The following is a 17,395-nucleotide window of genomic DNA, read 5'->3' as shown; positions in this document are numbered from 1 at the left end:
TCAGGCCTTCGTCAGGGCGGAAACCACCAGATCGCAACTGCGCTGGGCGTAGGCCGTCAGCACGATGCGAATCTGCGGTAAATCACGGGCCAGCACAGCGGCGAGCAGGCGCTGGAACAGGTCGAGGAACTCGCCCATCTCGGCCTTGCGCTGTTCCAGGGCGAGGAAATAGGCACGACTCATGGCCGGTTGCAGGTTCTCGACGGTTTCCTGCAAGTAAGGGTTGTTGGCGAACGGGTACGCGGCGCGCATCACGCTGAAACTTTCGTCGACGAAGGTGCGGATGTCCTGGCGCGCAAAGGCGTCCTTGAGACGCTGCTGGATGGCCACGAACGGCGCCATGTCGGCCTGATCCTGCCAGCCATGGGCCACGGCATTGCCCAGCAGGATGTAGAGCTCACTCATCAGCGCACACAGGCTGCGCACATTATGCTCAGTGAGTTCGGTGACGTGGGCGCCACGGCGCGGCAGGATGGCGATCAGGTGGCGCCGTTCCAGAATCAACAGGGCCTCGCGCACCGAGCCGCGGCTGACATTGAGCGCCAGGGTGACCTTTTGCTCCTGGATGCGCTCTCCCGGCTTCATTTCGCCGCGAATGATGCGCTCGGCGAGGTAATGGGCGATTTGCTCGGCGAGGCTGTCCGGGGCCTTGAACGTCATGGTTGTCCTTCAAACTCTTCGATCTGCACAAGCGGCGCAGTGTAGCGCACTCAATACGTCATGGCGCAGGGCCTGCACCGGGTTTTTGGCACGATATAAGCAAAAAAAACTTTAGCTTTTCACCCTGAACTAAACCTGTGGGAGCGAGCTTGCTCGCGATGGCGGTGCGCCAGCCGATGAATGCATCAACTGACCCGGTGCCATCGCGAACAAGCTCGCTCCCCCAATGGGTCCATACTGACCCAACACGGGCAGTTGATCGACAAAACGAATTTTCCTGACCTTTAAGTCAGAAAATCATTGACCGAAAAGTCAGAACTGATAAATTCGGCCCAAGTCGATACAACAATAATGAGTCTGCGAGGCCTTCCGTGATCCAGTTTTTACTCAACCAGGAACTCCGTAGCGAGCACGCCCTGGACCCGAACCTGACCGTGCTCAACTATTTACGCGAGCATGTCGGTAAATCCGGTACCAAAGAAGGCTGCGCCAGCGGCGACTGTGGCGCATGCACCGTGGTGGTGGGCGAACTGCATACGGACGAAAGCGGCCGTGAACGCATGCGCTATCGCAGTCTCAATTCGTGCCTGACGTTCGTCTCGGCCCTGCACGGAAAACAACTGATCAGCGTCGAAGACCTCAAGCACCAGGGCCAGTTGCACAGCGTCCAGCAGGCAATGGTCGATTGCCACGGTTCGCAATGCGGCTTCTGTACACCCGGCTTCGTCATGTCATTGTTTGCCTTGCAAAAGAACAGCGAGCAACCCGACGCGCACAAGGCCCACGAAGCCCTGGCCGGCAACCTCTGCCGCTGCACCGGCTACCGACCGATCCTGGCCGCCGCCGAGCAGGCCTGCTGCGGTAAGCAGTCGGACCAGTTCGACGCCCGCGAGGCCGATACCATCGCTCGCCTCAAAGCCATCGCCCCCACGGAAACCGGCGAGCTCAACAGCGGTGACAAGCGCTGCCTGGTGCCACTGACCGTGGCCGACCTGGCCGACCTGTACGATGCTTATCCCCAGGCGCGCCTGTTGGCCGGCGGCACCGACCTGGCCTTGGAAGTCACCCAGTTTCACCGCACCCTGCCGGTGATGATCTACGTGGGCAACGTGGCGGAACTCAAGCGCATCGAACGCTTCGATGATCGCCTGGAAATCGGCGCCGCCACCGCCCTCTCCGATTGCTACGAAGCCTTGAAGGCTGAGTACCCGGACTTCGGCGAACTGTTGCAGCGTTTTGCCTCGCTGCAGATCCGCAACCAGGGCACCTTGGGCGGCAACATCGGCAACGCCTCGCCGATTGGCGACTCGCCGCCGCTGCTGATTGCCCTCGGCGCGCAGATCGTGCTGTGCAAGGGCCAGACCCGCCGCACCCTGGCGCTGGAAGACTATTTCATCGATTACCGCGTCACCGCCCGCCAGGAAAGCGAGTTCATTGAGAAGATCATCGTGCCCCGGGCCAGTGCCGAGCAGGCGTTCCGCGCCTACAAGGTGTCCAAGCGCCTGGACGATGACATTTCCGCCGTGTGCGCCGCGTTCAACCTGCGGATCGACAACGGCGTGGTCCGCGATGCCCGGATCGCCTTCGGCGGCATGGCCGCGACGCCCAAACGCGCCAAACATTGCGAAGCCGTCCTGATCGGTGCGCCGTGGAACGACAGCAGCCTCGAACGTGCCTGCGCGGCCCTGGCCGAGGACTTCACACCGCTGTCGGACTTCCGCGCCAGCAAGGAATACCGCCTGCTCAGCGCTCGCAACCTGTTGCGCAAGTACTTCATCGAACTGCAAACGCCGCACATCGAGACTCGGGTGACCGCTTATGTCTAACCATCACGCCGTAGAGAAGACTCAAGCCGAACTGGCCGAGCTGTTCGCCCGCGACCTGACCACCGGCGTGGGCCGCAGCGTCAAGCATGACAGCGCCGCCAAGCACGTGTCCGGCGAAGCCCAGTACATCGATGACCGTTTGGAATTCCCCAACCAGTTGCACGTTTACGCCCGACTCTCGGACCGCGCCCACGCCCGGATCATCCGCATCGACACTGCGCCCTGCTACGCCTTCGAAGGCGTGCGCATCGCCATCACCCATGCCGACATCCCGGGCCTAAAAGACATCGGTCCGCTGCTGCCCGGCGATCCGCTGCTAGCCATCGATGACGTGCAGTTCGTCGGCCAACCGGTGCTGGCCGTCGCCGCCAGGGACCTGGACACCGCCCGCCAGGCTGCGATGGCAGCCATCGTCGAATACGAAGACCTGGAGCCGGTACTGGATGTTGTCGAGGCCTTGCGCAAGCGCCATTTCGTGCTCGACAGCCACACCCACCAGCGCGGTGACTCGGCCACGGCCCTGGCGAGCGCCGAGCATCGCATCCAGGGTTCGCTGCACATCGGCGGCCAGGAACACTTTTACCTGGAAACCCAGATCTCCTCGGTGATGCCCACCGAGGACGGCGGCATGATCGTCTACTGCTCCACCCAGAACCCCACCGAAGTGCAGAAACTGGTGGCCGAAGTGCTGGGTGTGTCGATGAACAAGGTCGTGGTGGACATGCGCCGCATGGGCGGCGGATTCGGCGGCAAGGAAACCCAGGCCGCCAGCCCGGCGTGCCTGTGCGCCGTGATCGCGCACCTCACCGGCCAGCCAACCAAGATGCGCCTGCCCCGGGTCGAAGACATGCTGATGACCGGCAAGCGCCACCCCTTCTATATCGAATACGACGTGGGCTTTGACAGCAGCGGACGCTTGCACGGCATCGCCCTGGACCTGGCGGGCAACTGCGGTTGCTCGCCGGACCTGTCGGCCTCGATTGTCGACCGGGCGATGTTCCATGCCGACAACGCCTATTACCTGGGCGATGCGACCATCAACGGCCACCGCTGCAAGACCAACACCGCCTCGAACACCGCCTACCGTGGCTTCGGCGGGCCGCAAGGCATGGTCGCCATCGAAGAGGTGATGGATGCCATCGCCCGGCACCTGGGGCTCGATCCGCTGGCGGTGCGCAAGGCCAACTACTACGGTAAGACCGAACGCAACGTCACCCACTACTACCAGACCGTCGAGCACAACATGCTCGAGGAAATGACCGCCGAACTTGAGCAAAGCAGCCAATACGCCGAACGCCGCGAAGCGATCCGTCGCTACAACGCCAATAGCCCGATCCTGAAAAAAGGCCTGGCGCTGACGCCGGTGAAGTTCGGTATTTCATTCACTGCCAGTTTCCTCAACCAGGCAGGAGCCTTGATCCACATCTACACCGACGGCAGCATCCACCTGAACCATGGCGGCACCGAAATGGGCCAGGGCCTGAACACCAAGGTCGCCCAAGTGGTGGCCGAGGTATTCCAAGTGGAAATGGACCGGGTGCAGATCACCGCGACCAACACCGACAAGGTGCCGAACACGTCACCCACCGCAGCCTCCAGCGGTGCCGACCTGAACGGTAAGGCGGCGCAGAATGCTGCCGAGACCATCAAGCAGCGCCTGGTGGAGTTCGCCGCGCGGCAGTTCAAGGTCAGCGAAGAAGACGTGGAATTCCACAACGGCCATGTGCGGGTGCGCGATCACATCCTGTCGTTCGAGGCACTGGTGCAGCAGGCGTATTTCGCCCAGGTCTCGTTGTCGAGCACCGGTTTCTACAAAACCCCGAAAATCTATTACGACCGCAGCCAGGCCCGTGGCCGTCCCTTCTACTACTACGCCTTTGGCGCGGCCTGTGCCGAAGTGATCGTCGACACCCTCACGGGCGAGTACAAGATGCTGCGCACCGACATCCTCCACGACGTCGGCGCTTCGCTGAACCCGGCCATCGACATGGGTCAGGTCGAGGGCGGCTTCATCCAGGGCATGGGTTGGCTGACCATGGAAGAGCTGGTGTGGAACGACAAAGGCAAGCTGATGACCAATGGCCCGGCCAGCTACAAGATCCCGGCCGTGGCCGACATGCCGCTAGACCTGCGGGTCAAACTGGTGGAGAACCGCAAGAACCCTGAAGACACGGTGTTCCATTCCAAAGCGGTGGGCGAGCCACCGTTCATGCTCGGCATCGCCGCGTGGTGCGCCATCAAGGACGCCGTGGCGAGCCTGGGGGATTACCAGCACCAACCGAAAATCGATGCGCCGGCGACACCGGAGCGGGTGTTGTGGGGGTGTGAGCAGATGCGGGGGTTGAAGGCGGTCAAGGCTGAGGAAGCTGAAGTCGAAGTGGCTTCGCTCTAGACCGCGGCGCGGCCAATCGCGAGCAAGCTCGCTCCCACAGGGGATTTGTGAACACCGATCCTATGTGGGAGCGAGCTTGCTCGCGATGAGGCCGGAACAGACAACACAGATGTCGAGGTGAATATGTACAACTGGATCAGCGCCCTCGCCGAGCTGCAAACCCGCGGCGAACCCTGCGTGCTGGTAACGATCATCGAAGAACTCGGCTCCACCCCGCGCAACGCCGGTTCGAAGATGGTCATCAGCGCCAGCCAGATTTTCGACACCATCGGTGGCGGGCACCTGGAATACAAGGCCATGGAGATCGCCCGGCACATGCTCGCCAGCGGCCAGCAAGGCACGCATCTGGAGCGCTTCAGCCTTGGCGCCAGCCTGGGCCAGTGCTGCGGCGGCGTGACCGTGCTGCTGTTCGAACCCATGGGGCAGGTGCAGGCGCAAATCGCCGTGTTCGGTGCCGGCCATGTCGGTCGCGCGTTGGTACCGTTGCTGGCGAGCCTGCCCTGCAAGGTGCGCTGGATCGATTCGCGAGAAGCAGAGTTCCCCGAGCACCTGCCCCACGGCGTACGCAAGATCGTGACCGAAGACCCACTGGATGAAGTCGACGAGTTGCCCGCCGGCAGCTATTGCATCGTCATGACCCACAACCACCAGCTCGACCTGGAATTGAGCGCCGCGATCCTCAAGCGTAACGACTTCGCTTACTTCGGCCTGATCGGCTCGAAGACCAAACGGGTCAAGTTCGAACATCGCCTGCGGGATCGCGGCATCGACAGCAGCACTTTGCAACGCATGCGCTGCCCGATGGGCATCGGCGAAGTCAAAGGCAAGTTGCCTGTGGAAATCGCCATCTCCATCGCCGGCGAAATCATCGCCACCTATAACGCGGATTTCGGCCAGCACACCGCCCGCGCCGAACCGATTGCCAAGCTCCTGCCGGTCTCGCGCCGCAGCCAGGCGAACCGTTGAACAATCGTTGAGAATACCCATGCCCCTGACACGCAAAGCCTACCGCGCCGCCCTGCTCCATAGCCTCGCCGACCCCGCCGAGGTCGGCATCGAGGCATCCTATGAATATTTCGAAGACGGTCTGCTGGTGGTGGAAAACGGCCAGATCAGCGACATCGGCCACGCCCACGATCTGCTGCCAACCCTGGCGGCGGATATCGAAATCTGCCATTACCCGGATGCACTGATCACCCCCGGCTTCATCGACACGCACATCCACCTGCCGCAGACCGGCATGGTGGGCGCCTATGGCGAGCAATTGCTGGACTGGCTCAACACCTACACCTTCCCCTGCGAAAGCCAGTTCGCCGACAAGGCCCACGCCGACGCCGTGGCCGATATTTTCGTCAAGGAACTGCTGCGCAACGGCACCACCACGGCGCTGGTGTTTGGCAGTGTGCACCCGCAATCGGTGAATTCGTTTTTCGAAGTGGCCCAGCAGCTCGACCTGCGGATGATCGCCGGCAAAGTGATGATGGACCGCAATGCCCCGGACTATCTGGTCGACACCGCCGAATCCAGCTACACCGAGAGCAAGGCACTGATCGAGCGCTGGCACGGCAAGGGCCGCCTGCATTACGCCGTAACCCCACGCTTCGCCCCCACCAGCACCCCGGAGCAATTGGCCCTTGCCGGTCAGTTGCTGGGGGAATATCCCGACTTGTACATGCAAACCCACATCAGTGAAAACCTGCAGGAAGTGCAGTGGGTCAAGGCGCTGTTTCCCGAGCGCAAAGGCTATCTGGACGTCTATGACCATTATCAACTGCTCGGCGAGCGTTCGGTGTTCGCCCACGGCGTGCATTTGTGCGACGACGAGTGCGCACGCCTGGCCGAGACGGGTTCAGCCATCGCGTTCTGCCCGACCTCGAACTTTTTCCTCGGCAGCGGCCTGTTCAACCTGCCGATGGCCGAAAAACACAAAGTGAACGTAGGCTTGGGCACGGATGTGGGCGGCGGCACCAGCTTTTCGCTCCTGCAAACCCTGAACGAAGCCTACAAGGTGATGCAGCTACAGGGTGCGCGACTGAGCCCGTTCAAATCGCTGTACCTGGCCACCCTCGGCGGCGCCCGGGCATTGCGCCTGGAAGAGCGGATCGGGACTTTGCAACCGGGCACGGATGCAGACTTTCTGGTGCTGGACTACAACGCCACGCCGCTGCTGGGCTATCGCCTCAAGCAGGCCAGGGACATTGCCGAGCGGTTGTTTGTGTTGATGACGCTGGGGGATGACCGGACGGTGGCGCAGACTTATGCGGCGGGTCGGTTGGTGCATCAGCGGTAGACTTTTATTGGCTGTTGGATTGCTATCGCGAGCAAGCTCGCTCCCACAGGGTATGTGAACACCCCAAATCCAATGTGGGAGCGAGCTTGCTCGCGATGAAGCCGACTCGGTGCCGCTGACTGCACTCGATCAGAGCTTGGCCGTCGAGCGCCCAGGTTTCTTGCTCTGCAACAGATGCGAAAACACCGCATGCAAATCATCCGACGCGCTTTCTTCATCGAGGTTGAGCTTGCTGTCGATGTGGTCCATGTGGTGCATCATCAGGTCCACCGCCAGCTTGGCATCGCGCGCCTCGATGGCGTCGATCAACTGGGTATGTTCATCATAGGAGCAGTGGGAACGGTTGCCGCTTTCATATTGGGCGATGATCAGCGAGGTCTGGGATACAAGGCTGCGCTGGAAGCTGATCAGCGGGGCGTTTTTTGCCGCTTCGGCCAGCTTGAGGTGGAACTCGCCCGACAAGCGGATACCGGCGCCGCGGTCACCGCGAGAAAAACTGTCGCGCTCGTCGCTGACCATTTGCCGCAGTTCAGCCAGTTGTTCGGCCGTGGCGTGCTGCACCGCCAGCTCCGTGATCGCCCGCTCCACCAGGCGCCGAGCCAGGAACACCTGGCGCGCCTCTTCGACACTTGGGCTGGCCACCACGGCGCCGCGGTTGGGCCGCAGCAACACCACCCCTTCATGGGCCAGGCGTGACAATGCCCGGCGAATGATCGTGCGGCTGACCCCGAAAATCTCCCCCAGTGCCTCTTCGCTCAACTTGGTGCCGGGCGCCAGGCGCTGTTCGAGGATAGCCTCGAAGATATGCGCATAGACAATATCGTCCTGGGTTCCGCTGCGGCCGGCTTTGCCTGCTCGCGGTTGTTTCTTGAGGGGCTGCAACTGTTCGTTCATGGGCACTCGGGTCGGGAGAACTGCGGCGAATTGACCGTGACTGTAATACGGCACAGCGGGTCGCTGGCAAGTATCGCGTAAACAACACGGCGATTGTACACAACCTCTGATGGCAACACGACTGTACGGCTGTTTGCGGGCATGGCTGTATTGCAATCGGCAGCTGGGTTGAGTTTAGGCTTAAAACCCAAACCCATGGCCAGGCCCCATGGCTGCTCCAGGCTCTACCAATTTATAACAAGGATCATCACCTGCCATGACCGAAGTCACGACCACGCCACTTCGCCCACTCGCCGACACGTCGCCCTCGGCCATCGTCGCCGGTTTCATTGCCATGATGACCGGCTACACCAGTTCCCTGGTGCTGATGTTCCAGGCCGGGCAGGCAGCGGGGTTGAGCGCCGGACAGATTTCGTCGTGGATCTGGGCGATTTCCATCGGCATGGCGGTGTGTTCCATTGGCCTGTCGTTGCGTTATCGCACGCCGATCACCATCGCCTGGTCGACACCCGGCGCGGCGTTGCTGATCACCAGCCTGGGCGGGGTCAGTTACGGCGAAGCCATCGGCGCCTACATCACCTGCGCGGTGCTGGTGACGATCTGCGGCCTGACCGGCAGTTTCGAGCGTCTGGTCAAGCGCATTCCGGCCTCGCTGGCGGCGGCGTTGCTGGCCGGGATCCTGTTCAAGATCGGCAGCGAGATTTTCGTCGCCGCCCAACATCGCACCGGCCTGGTGCTGGGGATGTTTTTCACCTACCTGATCGTCAAACGCTTGTCGCCACGCTATGCAGTGCTGGCGGCGCTGCTGATCGGCACGGCGCTGTCCGGCTTGCTGGGGCTGCTGGACTTCAGCAGCTTCGCTCTGGAAGTCGCGACGCCGGTCTGGACCACCCCGCACTTTTCCCTGGCGGCCACCATCAGCATCGGCATTCCGCTGTTCGTGGTGGCGATGACCTCACAAAACATGCCCGGCATCGCCGTGCTCCGGGCCGACGGTTATAACGTGCCGGCCTCGCCGTTGATCACCAGCACCGGCCTCGCCTCGCTGCTGCTGGCCCCGTTCGGTTCCCATGGCATCAACCTGGCAGCCATCAGCGCCGCCATCTGCACCGGGCCGCACGCCCATGAAGATCGCAACAAGCGCTACACGGCAGCAGTCTGGTGCGGGATTTTCTACGGGATCGCCGGGGTATTCGGCGCCACGTTGGCGGCATTGTTCGCGGCACTACCCAAGGAGCTGGTGCTGTCCATTGCGGCGCTGGCACTGTTCGGGTCGATCATCAATGGCTTGAGCATCGCCATGAGCGAAGCCCGGGAGCGGGAAGCGGCGCTGATCACCTTCATGGTCACGGCATCGGGGCTGACGCTGTTTTCCATCGGTTCGGCATTTTGGGGGATTGTGGCGGGAGTGTTGACCCTGGTGATTCTGAACTGGCGTAAAGCTTGAAAGCATCGCGAGCAGGCTCGCTCCCACAGAGGGAATGTGCACAACTCAAATCCCCTGTGGGAGCGAGCCTGCTCGCGAAAGCGTCCTGAAGGTCACTCAATACCCAACAGACAGGCACAAAAAAACCGGCACCCGTAAGGGCTGCCGGTTTCGGAACATCAAGCGACCGGATTAATCGGCTTTTCCGGGTACCAGACGTCCATCAGCGGGCTGACTTCAACGCTGGTCAGCTCAGGACGCGCCTTGAGCCAGGCCTCAACGGCAGCACGCTGCTCTTCGGTCACCGAGCCACGCTTCTGCAGGCAAACCAGACCGTAGTCATCGCCGCCAACATAGCCCAGGCCATTGGCTTCCATGGCTTCTTTCAGGAAAGCGTCGAGGAAAGCGTCAATAGCCTCATCGGCCAGATCTTCTTTGAAGTCCAGGTTCAGTTCGAAACCCAGCTCTTGAAATTCATCCACGCACAGTTTTTTGCGCAGACGCTGGGAACGGTTAGTCGCCATTGAAACAATCCTCATAAGTAATAACGGCCGGCACTTTACCAGTTTGGCGCGTCGATTGCCCGACTGATCGGGTGTGTCGACCTACCGTCGGTAAAAAATAGCGCCTGGAAGGGCTCAGGCACGGCACACGCCGTTGCACCTTGGGGCATAATGCCGACACTTTCATGACCGTTGAGGGCGTTCATTTTCATGCCCTCGTCTTTTCACCCCTCGCCCGTAGGGTTTTATTTCACATGATCAAATCTTTGCGTCCACTGCTTCTGGCCAGCCTTCTGCTTCCCTTGGCCCTCCCTGCCACCACCAGCGCTGCCACCATCAACACCGCCCTGTCGCCCAACGTGCAGAAGGCCCTCAAGGCCAGCAAGCTGCAAAATGATGCCTTGTCCCTGGTGATGATCCCACTCAACGGTCCTGGTACCCCGACCCTGTACAACGCCGACGTCTCGGTGAACCCGGCTTCTACCATGAAACTGGTGACCACCTATGCGGCCCTGGAAATGCTCGGCCCCAATCACCAGTGGAAAACCGAGTTCTACACCGACGGCACCCTCAGTGGCGGCATTCTCAACGGCAACCTGTACCTCAAGGGCGGCGGCGATCCCAAGCTGAACATGGAAAAGCTCTGGCTGCTGATGCGTGATCTGCGAGCCAACGGCGTGCAGCAGATTACCGGCGATCTGGTGCTGGACCGCAGTTTTTTCATCCAGCCGCAACTGCCCGAGTTCAACGATGACGGCAACGACGAAAACAAACCCTTCCTGGTCAAGCCCGACTCGCTGCTGGTCAACCTCAAGGCCCTGCGCTTCGTCGCCCGCAATGACGGCGGCCGGGTGCTGGTGTCGGTGGAACCGCCGATTGCCAGCATTCGCATCGAAAACCAGGTCAAGGCAGTCAATTCCAAGCAATGCACCGGCGGCGTCCGCTACAACCCGGTGCCCCAGGCGGACGGCAGCGTGACCGTGACCGTCGGCGGCCAGCTCGGTGACGGTTGCAGCTCCCAGACCTACCTGTCGCTGCTGGACCACGCCACCTACACCGCTGGTGCGGTGCGGGCGATCTGGAAGGAACTGGGCGGCAGCATCCAGGGCAAGGACCGCCTGGCCCCGACCCCGAGCAGCGCCAAGGTGCTGGCCCGGGCGTTCTCGCCGGACCTGGCGGAGATCATCCGCGACATCAACAAATACAGTAACAACACCATGGCCCAGCAGTTGTTCCTGAGCCTCGGCGCGCGGTTTCGCAACGAGGCCGACGGCGACGACGCCAAGGCTGCGCAGCGGGTGGTGCGCCAGTGGCTGGCCAAGAAAGGCATTACCGCGCCCCACTTGGTGATGGAGAACGGTTCCGGCCTATCCCGCGCCGAACGCGTCAGCGCCCGGGAGATGGCTGCGATGCTGCAAGCCGCCTGGCGTAGCCCGTATTCGGCAGAGTTCATCAGTTCGATGCCGATTGCCGGCACCGATGGCACCATGCGCAAACGCCTCAAGACCACCGCCATGGCCGGTGAAGCCCACGTCAAGACCGGCACCTTGAACACCGTGCGCGCCATCGCCGGCTACAGCCGTGACATCAATGGCAACACCTGGGCGGTGGTGGCGATTCTCAACGATCCAAAGCCATGGGGCGCTTCGTCGGTATTGGATCAGGTGCTGCTGGATCTGTACCGCCAGCCGAAACTGCCGCAGACGGCTTCGGTGCTCTGACCCAGGACAAATCCAGTGTGGGAGCGAGCCTGCTCGCGATAGCGTCGTAGCATTCAGCCTCTTCATCGACTGAACTACCGCTATCGCGAGCAGGCTCGCTCCCACATGGGTTAGCGTGAAGCCTTTAACCCGGCTGCGAATCGACCCGATCCCGCCCGGCCTGCTTGGCGGCGTACACGCCCGAGTCAGCCCGCAACAGCAACGCATCCGCACCCTCCCCGACACGCCAGCTGGCGATACCGAAACTGGCGGTGACGATGCCCACGTCATCGATCGGCGCACCGCGCAGGCCTTCCCACAATTCAACGGCCAAGGCATAGGCGCTGGTACCGTCGGTGTCTGGGCACAGCACCACGAACTCTTCCCCGCCCAGCCGGCAGAACACGTCGGTCCGCCTCAATCGCTGGGCGATGCGCTGGCAAACCGCCTGCAATACGAGGTCGCCCACCGCATGGCCGTGCTGATCGTTGATACGCTTGAAGTGATCGATATCGAGCATGATGACCGCCAACTCGCCAGAGCCGCGTTCGACCCGGGCCATTTCCGTGCTCAGGCGCTCCTGGAAATAGCGCCGGTTGCGGATCCCGGTCAAGGCGTCGGTCACTGACAAGGCGCGCAGTTCTTCCTCTACCCGCTTGAGATCGGAGATATCCGAGATATAGCCGTGCCACAGAACCCCGCCGCCAGGCAATTCCTCTGGCGTCGCCTCGCCGCGCACCCACCGCAGGCCACGCAGGGGGAGTTGCACACGGTACTCCTCGCGCCATGGGCTCAAGGTATCGGCCGACGCGCGAATCGAGGCACGGACCCGGGCGTTGTCCAGCGGGTGAATACGCAAGAACATCGCTTCGGCATTCGCCAGCAGTACATCGGGCTCCAGCTCATAGATCTCGCGGATGCCGTCACTGGCGTAGATCACGCTGAAGTGGCCATTGAAGTCCATTCTGAACTGGTAGATTCCGCCGGGAACGTGGGCGCTGAGTTTTTTCAGCAACAAGTCACGGGCAGCCAGGGCCTCGTGGACGCGCTTGCGTTCGGTGATATCGATACAGATCGCCAGATGCCCGACCCATAGCCCCTGGTCATCGAGCATCGGTGTAGCCAACATATTTACCGTCAGATGGCTGCCATCGCGACGCACCAACGTCCATTCCCGGGCCTGCTGACCACCCTGCTCACCCCCTTCGACCAACATTGCGTGGCATGTAGGGATGGGTTTGCCATAGCGCGCGCCGAGCTGTGCGGCCCGGGCCTGGAGTTCGCGCGGAACGTGAAGACTCTCCAGGGTCATGCTCTGCAAGACTGCGCTGCTGTCATAGCCAAGCATCTGTTCGGCGCCAGCATTGAACGTAGTGATGACACCCCGCAGGTCAGTGGCGATGATCGCGACCTGGGTCGCGGCATCCAGCACACCACGCAACTGTCCATGGGTGCCGCGCAACTCTTGCTCACGTGCGCGCAGTTCCTGGGTCCGTTGCTCCACCAGTTTCAGGGCCCGTTGCCGCTGGCTGACCAACACGTAGAGCAAGGCGCTGAGCAACAGGCTGAGCAAACTGCCCAGCACCACCAGGCCCATTGCGGTGGAATGGTTGGTCGCCAGAAAGGTGCTGCTGGGCCGCAACTCCACCTGAAAGTCATGATCGGCCAGGCGTAACAGGCGGGTCGCCGAGAAATTGCTGTCGGCCGCTGGGTCGGGGGACTCGAACAGCACCTCCTCCCGATCATCCGTGGACAAATCCAGGACGCGCATCGAGAGGTTGTCATGACCGAACTCCGGCAGGCCATCGCCCACCAGCTGGGGCATGCTGATTTCAGCCACCACGTAGCCGAACGGCTCCTTGGCCGACGCCCTGGTGACCGGCGCAACCAGCAAAACCCCACGGGTAAAGCCCGGGTCGACGCCCATCAGGTCCAATGGCTGCGAGACCACCAGCGTGCCATGCTGGCGAGCTCGCTCGAGCGTGGTACGGCGCAATGGGTCAGCCAACAGATCCAGCCCCAACAATGATCCGGAGGACACTTGGCTCTGGATATAGAGCACTGGCGCGTATTCGTCCCGTTCAGTGGCTTGCCGCAGGCCACCGGTGTCATCGACCTCACGGATAGTAAAGCTGTCTGCGCCTTCGGCTCGTGCCTGCTGTTCGAATGATTGCCGTTCGCCCCTAAGCACCCTCGGCGCCCAGGCGAAGGCGCGAGTGCGCCGCAACAACGCATCGGCGTAGCCGCGGAACTCATCGTTGGAAACCCCTTGCGAATTAGCAAAGAAACGCCTGAGGCTGTCGAGGAGTTGCTCCTGGCCCTCGAAGCGCTCCTCAAGGCGACTGAAGCGCTCTTTGGCTTGCAACTCGAAGCGCTGGCTTAACTGCTGTTGGAACAGGTTCAGCATTGCCCAGGCCAGCAAACCGGTCAGGAACGTACCGGCCAGCAAGACCAACGAAGCCACCAGCCAAGCCGACACGTCTTCGTTGATAAAGCCCAGGATTCTGGGGCGCACCTGATGCAATGCCATAAATACAACTCAGGAAAGGAGCCAGGCATAGGCACAGCCCTGGACACAGCCTAAGTTATAGCTATTCGCCATTACTTTTGCCAGCCCCCAAACAGCCCAGAAGCCTTGAGCTACAAGGCTTCGTGGATCCAATCAGCTACAGCTCAACGGGCCATGATCTTCCAGGCGCGATGGATCTTGCCGTTGCGGGCAAAATCCGGATCAATGGTCTTGGCGGTGATCTCTTCCACCGCGTAGCGCTCGCCGAGGTTCTCCTCGAGCTGGAACTTGCGGAAGTTGTTGGAGAAATACAGCACGCCGCCCGGCGCCAGGCGAGCCATGGCCAGGTCCAGCAACTGAACGTGGTCGCGCTGCACGTCGAACACCCCTTCCATACGCTTGGAGTTGGAGAAGGTCGGCGGGTCGATGAAGATCAGGTCGTACTCGTCACGGCTGGCTTCAAGCCAGGCCATCACATCGCCCTGTTCCAGGCGGTTCTTGTCGGAAAAACCGTTGAGCGACAGGTTGCGCCGGGCCCAATCCAGGTAGGTTTTCGACAGGTCGACGCTGGTGGTGCTGCGCGCCCCGCCCTTGGCCGCGTGGACGCTGGCGGTCGCGGTGTAGCAGAACAAGTTGAGGAAGCGCTTGCCGGCCGCCTCTTTCTGGATCCGCAGGCGCATCGGCCGATGATCGAGAAATAGCCCGGTGTCCAGGTAGTCAGTGAGGTTGACCAACAGCTTCACGCCGCCTTCGTTGACCTCGGTGAACTTGCCCTGGGCGCTCTGGCGCTCGTACTGCTTGGTGCCGCTCTGACGCTCGCGACGCTTGATCACCACGTGGTTCTTGTCAATGTTCAGGGCCTGGGGAATCGCCGCCAGGGCGTCGAACAGCCGGGCCGAGGCCTTTTCCGGGTCGATGGATTTTGGCGCGACGTATTCCTGGACGTGCACCCAATCGTGGTACAGGTCGATGGCCATGGAATATTCCGGCATGTCGGCATCGTAGACCCGGTAGCAATCCACCCCTTCACGCTTGGCCCACTTACTCAGCAACTTGAGGTTTTTTTGCAGGCGATTGGCGAACATCTGCCCACCTTCACTCAACCGTGCCTGCTCCACGACGGGGGCTGGCGCCGGGGCCGGTTTGATCGGGTTGCCGTTCTTGTTGTACTGGCGCTCTTGCGCCACTTCAGGGGTTTGATCGTAGGCGGCCTGTTCACGCTCGGCCTGGCGCTGTTCCGGAGTGCGCCGCTCGCCGGTGACGAACTGATCCGGCAACACCTTGATCAGCAGCAACTTGCACGGCAAGGCACCGTTCCAGAATGAATACTGCTTGTGGCTGCGAATGCCCATGCGCTTGCCCAGGTCCGGGGCACCGGTAAACACCGCCGCTTCCCAGTTCAAGCACGCCTGGCGCAGACGCTCGCCGAGGTTCTGATAGAGGTAAAGCAGGCTGGCTTCGTCACCCAGACGCTCGCCGTACGGCGGGTTGCAGATCACCAGGCCTTTCTGGTTCTGGTCTGGACGCGGTTCGAAGGTGGCGACTTCACCTTGATAGATCTTGATCCACTCGCTCAGGCCCGCACGTTCGACGTTATTGCGGCCCGGCTGGATCAGCCGTGGGTCGGCTTCGTAGCCGCGAATCCACGACGGGGGCTTGGCCAGCCCGGCGGCGGCGCGGGCGGTGGCTTCATCATGGAGCTTCTTCCACAGCGCCGGCACGTGGCCGAGCCAGGCGGTGAAGCCCCACTGCTCGCGACGCAGGTTCGGCGCCATGTCGGCGGCGATCATCCCGGCTTCCACCAGGAACGTGCCCACACCGCACATCGGGTCGGCCAGCGCCCCGCCTTCAGCGGCAATGCGCGGCCAACCGGCGCGGATCAGGATCGCGGCGGCGAGGTTTTCCTTCAGCGGCGCGGCGCCTTGCTGCAGGCGATAGCCGCGTTGATGCAGGCTATGGCCGGAGAGGTCCAGGGAGAGGATGGCCTCGCCACGGTCCAGGCGCAGGTGAATGCGCAGGTCCGGGTTGAGCTTGTCGATGGAGGGCCGCTCGCCCGTTGGGGTGCGCAGCTTGTCGACGATGGCGTCCTTGACCTTCAAGGCGCCAAAATGGGTGTTGTCGATGCCCGAGCCGTGCCCGCTGAACTCCACCGCCAAGGTGCCATCGGCCAGCATGTGGTCTTGCCAGTCGACGTCCAGCACGCCGTGGTACAGGTCTTCGGCGTCCTTCATCGGGAAACGCTTGAGTACCAGCAACACGCGGTTGGCCAGACGCGACCAGAGGCACAGGCGATAAGCCGTTTCCATGTCGGCCATGCCGCGCACCGCCGAGGTGTGCTCGCGCGCCTCTTCAAGGCCAAGCCCGACGGCTTCCTCGATGAGCAGGCCTTCGAGGCCCTTGGGGCAAGTGAGGAAGAGTTCGAAACGATCGGACATGGGATTTCCAGCGCCTTTGGCTAAGTGGCCCGGGCAACGCATTGCCGGGCCGGGTTCAATCAGGTGCTTTTCTCAAGAGCACCCGTGTGGCACGAGAGTGTGCCGCCCCGCCCTCGCTGCTCAGGTTAAAAGAGCTTAGATGCGAGGGCAGATAAAAAATTCTGCGCAACAAATTGTGAAAACTCGACCCTTTCGTCGAATAGTACCTGAGTGCAACGGGGGGACATTCTCATCCGCGCCAAACCAGGCACTTCGGCGCAGGGCCGATCATACAGGGGTCTTGCTCATTAGCGGGCATCGAACATCATGTTACTTATCTCCCTAACGTCTTTATTGTTACGTGCTTATGACAAAACGATCATTCCATCCATGTGACGCTTTGGTTAGAACTCAACACAGGTTGACGTCGCAACGGCGTCAACACCTAGGCTCGTCACGCCGGCAACGAGCCACCAACGGCAGAATGATTCTGCCCCGGCCTCGATAGAGGTCGACGCTAAGCAACAGTCAACAAGTGAGGGCAACACCCTATGAGAAGACTTAAGCGTGATCCGTTGGAAAGAGCATTTTTACGCGGTTACCAATATGGCGTTGGTGGTAAATCCCGTGAGCTTTGCCCCTTTACTCTACCGTCGGTACGTCAAGCCTGGATCAATGGCTGGCGAGAAGGACGCGGCGACAATTGGGACGGTATGACCGGCACTGCGGGTATCCACAGACTCAACGAACTTCACGCCGTCGGCTGACACAGGGCTTAACA

Annotated in this window: 12 protein-coding genes; 7 read left to right on the top strand and 5 right to left on the bottom strand. The window is 61.6% G+C overall.

All coding sequences use genetic code 11. The features are described 5' to 3' along the window. Positions 1–660 carry a GntR family transcriptional regulator gene (locus QNH97_RS08940; protein WP_283556498.1) on the bottom strand — a complete coding sequence of 220 codons (660 nt, stop codon included), beginning with the start codon at positions 658–660 and terminating at the stop codon, positions 1–3. Between the two features lie 371 nt (positions 661–1,031). Here QNH97_RS08940 and xdhA point away from each other — a divergent pair, with 371 nt between their 5' ends. From xdhA to guaD, 4 genes are all read left to right on the top strand, one after another. After that, positions 1,032–2,486, top strand: a complete 1,455-nt coding sequence (gene xdhA / locus QNH97_RS08935) for a xanthine dehydrogenase small subunit (protein WP_283556497.1) — start codon at positions 1,032–1,034, stop codon at positions 2,484–2,486. Next, entirely contained in the window at positions 2,479–4,878 is a 2,400-nt protein-coding gene (gene xdhB, locus QNH97_RS08930) for a xanthine dehydrogenase molybdopterin binding subunit (protein ID WP_283556496.1), read from the top strand. Before xdhA ends, xdhB begins: the two co-directional genes overlap by 8 nt. 123 nt (positions 4,879–5,001) lie before the next feature. Next, positions 5,002–5,844: a xanthine dehydrogenase accessory protein XdhC gene (xdhC, locus tag QNH97_RS08925; protein ID WP_283556495.1), complete on the top strand. Its 843-nt coding sequence runs from the start codon at positions 5,002–5,004 to the stop codon at positions 5,842–5,844. A gap of 19 nt (positions 5,845–5,863) precedes the next feature. Further along, a complete protein-coding gene (guaD, locus tag QNH97_RS08920) occupies positions 5,864–7,168 on the top strand; it encodes a guanine deaminase (protein WP_283556494.1) in 1,305 nt (434 codons plus the stop codon). Between the two features lie 129 nt (positions 7,169–7,297). Here guaD and QNH97_RS08915 read toward each other — a convergent pair whose 3' ends face one another. Then, positions 7,298–8,062, bottom strand: a complete 765-nt coding sequence (locus QNH97_RS08915; RefSeq protein WP_025212697.1) for a GntR family transcriptional regulator — start codon at positions 8,060–8,062, stop codon at positions 7,298–7,300. Positions 8,063–8,318: 256 nt separating this feature from the next. On the opposite strand from QNH97_RS08915, the gene QNH97_RS08910 reads away from it, so the two are divergent. Further along, positions 8,319–9,509 (top strand): benzoate/H(+) symporter BenE family transporter, encoded by a 1,191-nt coding sequence (locus QNH97_RS08910; RefSeq protein WP_283556493.1) that lies wholly within the window; start codon positions 8,319–8,321, stop codon positions 9,507–9,509. Between the two features lie 158 nt (positions 9,510–9,667). On the opposite strand, the gene QNH97_RS08905 is transcribed toward QNH97_RS08910, so the two are convergent. Next, on the bottom strand, positions 9,668–10,012 hold the full coding sequence (locus tag QNH97_RS08905; RefSeq protein WP_072407906.1) for a YggL family protein: 345 nt from the start codon (positions 10,010–10,012) through the stop codon (positions 9,668–9,670). A gap of 233 nt (positions 10,013–10,245) precedes the next feature. Between QNH97_RS08905 and dacB the strand changes: the two genes are divergently transcribed. Next, positions 10,246–11,712 carry a D-alanyl-D-alanine carboxypeptidase/D-alanyl-D-alanine endopeptidase gene (dacB, locus tag QNH97_RS08900; protein ID WP_283556492.1) on the top strand — a complete coding sequence of 489 codons (1,467 nt, stop codon included), beginning with the start codon at positions 10,246–10,248 and terminating at the stop codon, positions 11,710–11,712. Positions 11,713–11,836: 124 nt separating this feature from the next. On the opposite strand, the gene QNH97_RS08895 is transcribed toward dacB, so the two are convergent. Next, positions 11,837–14,221: a sensor domain-containing diguanylate cyclase gene (locus QNH97_RS08895; RefSeq protein ID WP_283556491.1), complete on the bottom strand. Its 2,385-nt coding sequence runs from the start codon at positions 14,219–14,221 to the stop codon at positions 11,837–11,839. Between the two features lie 143 nt (positions 14,222–14,364). Next, positions 14,365–16,635: a bifunctional 23S rRNA (guanine(2069)-N(7))-methyltransferase RlmK/23S rRNA (guanine(2445)-N(2))-methyltransferase RlmL gene (gene rlmKL / locus QNH97_RS08890; protein ID WP_283556490.1), complete on the bottom strand. Its 2,271-nt coding sequence runs from the start codon at positions 16,633–16,635 to the stop codon at positions 14,365–14,367. A 530-nt stretch (positions 16,636–17,165) separates the two neighbouring features. On the opposite strand from rlmKL, the gene rmf reads away from it, so the two are divergent. Continuing rightward, positions 17,166–17,381, top strand: a complete 216-nt coding sequence (gene rmf, locus QNH97_RS08885; RefSeq protein ID WP_003223300.1) for a ribosome modulation factor — start codon at positions 17,166–17,168, stop codon at positions 17,379–17,381. Positions 17,382–17,395: the final 14 nt, after the last annotated feature.

It is taken from the genome of Pseudomonas sp. G2-4 (assembly GCF_030064125.1).
Taxonomy (GTDB): domain Bacteria; phylum Pseudomonadota; class Gammaproteobacteria; order Pseudomonadales; family Pseudomonadaceae; genus Aquipseudomonas.
Note: the sequence above shows the minus strand (reverse complement) of the source record. Positions and strands in the feature narration are given on the sequence as shown.

Bases quoted from the DNA above. Each gene is read 5' to 3' on its own strand.
- QNH97_RS08940 (WP_283556498.1), bottom strand. From the start codon at position 660: ATGACGTTCAAGGCCCCGGACAGCCTCGCCGAGCAAATCGCCCATTAC.
- xdhB (WP_283556496.1), top strand. From the start codon at position 2,479: ATGTCTAACCATCACGCCGTAGAGAAGACTCAAGCCGAACTGGCCGAG.
- xdhC (WP_283556495.1), top strand. From the start codon at position 5,002: ATGTACAACTGGATCAGCGCCCTCGCCGAGCTGCAAACCCGCGGCGAA.
- guaD (WP_283556494.1), top strand. From the start codon at position 5,864: ATGCCCCTGACACGCAAAGCCTACCGCGCCGCCCTGCTCCATAGCCTC.
- QNH97_RS08915 (WP_025212697.1), bottom strand. From the start codon at position 8,062: ATGAACGAACAGTTGCAGCCCCTCAAGAAACAACCGCGAGCAGGCAAA.
- QNH97_RS08910 (WP_283556493.1), top strand. From the start codon at position 8,319: ATGACCGAAGTCACGACCACGCCACTTCGCCCACTCGCCGACACGTCG.
- QNH97_RS08905 (WP_072407906.1), bottom strand. From the start codon at position 10,012: ATGGCGACTAACCGTTCCCAGCGTCTGCGCAAAAAACTGTGCGTGGAT.
- dacB (WP_283556492.1), top strand. From the start codon at position 10,246: ATGATCAAATCTTTGCGTCCACTGCTTCTGGCCAGCCTTCTGCTTCCC.
- QNH97_RS08895 (WP_283556491.1), bottom strand. From the start codon at position 14,221: ATGGCATTGCATCAGGTGCGCCCCAGAATCCTGGGCTTTATCAACGAA.
- rlmKL (WP_283556490.1), bottom strand. From the start codon at position 16,635: ATGTCCGATCGTTTCGAACTCTTCCTCACTTGCCCCAAGGGCCTCGAA.
- rmf (WP_003223300.1), top strand. From the start codon at position 17,166: ATGAGAAGACTTAAGCGTGATCCGTTGGAAAGAGCATTTTTACGCGGT.